General features: G+C 51.6%; 1 protein-coding gene. It reads right to left on the reverse strand.

The window, feature by feature from the left end:
• Nucleotides 1-2,828: phosphoribosylformylglycinamidine synthase (locus JF818_RS07195; RefSeq protein ID WP_233066675.1), on the reverse strand; the 2,828-nt coding region annotated here is incomplete at its 3' end.
• Between the last annotated feature and the right edge of the window lie 39 nt (nucleotides 2,829-2,867).

A 2,867-nucleotide genomic window follows, 5' to 3' on the forward strand; every position in this document is an offset into this window, starting at 1 on the left:
GAGATATGGTGCCCTTGGATGTTCTCAATCAGTAAGGGGTCTCCCGTTTGGGGCTCTGTAACCGCTCCATGCGGCAACAAGCCAACTTGAAGCAAGGCCTGAAACCCATTGCAGATACCTCCTACCAATCCATCGCGCTCATCCAGGAGTGCATGGATCTCTTTCCTGACCAGTTCATTACGCAAAAAGGTAGCGATCAGTTTGCCCGATCCGTCAGGTTCATCACTGGCTGAAAACCCTCCACTGAGGAACAGAATCTGGGACCTTGAGAGAAGCTCTGTGAATTGCTTTATGCTTGAGGCAATCAGGTCAGGACTCATCGACTTGATCACAAATATCTCCGGTTCCCCTCCACAATATCTCCAAGCACGTTCCACATCATATTCACAGTTGGTTCCCTCGAAAACCGGAAGCAGAATCCTTGGCTTCTTCTTTGGGTAACGGGAGTGTGATTCCGATCGCTTGCTGTACTCCAGAGAGGGAATGTGTTGTTCATCCCTTTCTGGATTGACCGATCCGTAGACAGAGGAGAGCGGAGAGATCAGCCACTGTTCCACCGTGGCAAGGTCCACTGAGAAACCAGGGAAGCAGAGTTGTTCAGCCTCGATGGTACGCCCGATGGGGACCCCGATGTGTCGACTCATTGGATCCAATTCCAGCAAAAAGGCACCATAGCGCTTTTTCTGCAGATCTTCCTTTGTGGTAAGCTCACAGCCGATTCGGTTTCCCAGTGCCATCTTAGCCACTGCTTCGGCTATACCCCCATAGCCAAGGGCATAGGCACTGAGCGCTTTTGCCTTGTTCACTTCTGCAAACAGTGCAGGCAGATCCTCTTCCTTGTCACAAGAGAGCAATACCAGCGTCGAGCCAATTCGTTTGAACTCCTGAGAAACCAAGCTATGGGTGTTAGTCTTCGATACTGCAAAACTTACCAAGGTAGGAGGAACATCAATATCCTGGAACGTACCACTCATGGAATCCTTGCCCCCGATGGCAGCCACCGAGAACAACTTCTGTGCCTTGTAGGCACCAAGAAGTGCGGCCAGCGGAATACCCCAGCGTCCAGGGTCAGTACCAACCCTACCAAAATACTCCTGGAAGGAGAGGTACGTCTCTTCAGGGTTTCCCCCACATGCCACCACCTTTGCAAGCGAGTGTACTACAGAGGAGAATGCACCTTGGAAGGGATTCTCACTCATTGTGTAGGGGTCATATCCCCAGGAAGCCAGCGTCACTGTCCTGGACTCCCCTCCTCTGAGGGGAATCGTGGATGCAATACACTGCTCTGGTGTTCTCTGGTACTTCCCCCCAAAGGGATAGTGCATAGTAGTGGATCCGATGGTACTGTCAAATCGTTGAGCCAAGGGTTGCTTGCTTGCCACATTCAAATCTTCCAAGAGTCTCCTGAATGCTGATTTATCAAATGGCGGAGCAGGGGTTTCCTCTTTTTTGGTTAGGAGGGGAATCGAAACGGTTGAATGTTTTGCTGCCCCATTACTGTCCAGCAGTCTTCGGTCCAAATCAACAAGCTTCCTTCCCTGGTAGAGCATGATCAAATGAGGAGACTCTGTCACGGTTGCCACCACGGTTGCCTCAAGGTTTTCCCCTTCAGCCAGGCGGATGAACGCTTCAGCATCGCTCTCTTCCACCACCATCGCCATACGTTCCTGACTCTCACTGATGGCTCGTTCGGTCCCATCCAACCCTGCATATTTGACCGGGATCTTGTCCAGGTCAATGATAAGCCCGTCAGCAAGCTCACCGATTGCAACACTCACCCCACCTGCACCAAAGTCATTGCATCTCTTGATCATACTGATGGCCTCTGGATTACGCATCAATCTCTGTAGTTTGCGCTCCTCTGGTGCATTTCCTTTCTGTACTTCTGCCCCGCATGATTCGAGGGATTGTGTATCGTGTTCTTTGGAGGAACCTGTGGCTCCCCCACACCCATCTCTTCCCGTACGTCCTCCCACCAAGACTATCACATCACCAGGAGCAGGCCGCTCTCGCCTGACATAGCGTTGGGGTACACAACCAAGGACAAAGCCAAGTTCCATATGCTTGGCCATGAAATTCGGATGATATACTTCCTCTACCAGGCTTGTTGCCAAGCCTATCTGATTACCGTAGGAGCTGTATCCCTGGCTGGAGCGTAGGGCAATCGTCCGCTGGGGGAGTTTTCCTTCCATGGTCTGGGAGAGCGGGATACGCGGATCTGCACTACCGGAGATTCTCATAGCCTGATAGACATAGGCCCTCCCTGAAAGGGGGTCCCTAATTGCCCCGCCTATACAGGTAGCCGCTCCCCCGAAGGGTTCGATCTCGGTCGGGTGATTGTGTGTCTCATTCTTGAACTGCAACAGGTATGGTTCCAAACCATCGGGGGTATCCACGGTAATCCTCACCGAGCATGCATTGATCTCCTCAGAGAGGTCAAGTGCATCCAACTTACCCTGTGCTCTGAGCAGTTTTCCTGCAATCGTTGCGAGATCCATCAGGCTTACTGGGTTATCTCTTCCCAATTGCCTCCTATCATCCAGGTAGGACGCATAGGTCGCTGCAATCTCTGGATCTTCAATGGTTACCTTATCCAACTGGGTCAAGAATGTGGTATGCCGACAATGGTCCGACCAATAGGTGTCGATGACCCTCAGTTCCGTATAGGTGGGGTCCCTCCCTATTTCACGGAAGTGGTTCTGTACCACGGCAAGGTCTGCTGCATCCATTGCCAATTGGTAGGTAGATTTCGTCTTCTCATGATCTGTGGAAAAACGAAAATCATTGAGCACAGGAGGAAAAGCGGGGGGCTCAATTTCAGCTGTCAACTGCTCAGGAAGGAGAAACGATACCTCCCTTGCCTCAAT

Origin of the sequence: Sphaerochaeta sp. S2, assembly GCF_016406725.1 — a bacterium.
Taxonomy (GTDB): domain Bacteria; phylum Spirochaetota; class Spirochaetia; order Sphaerochaetales; family Sphaerochaetaceae; genus Sphaerochaeta.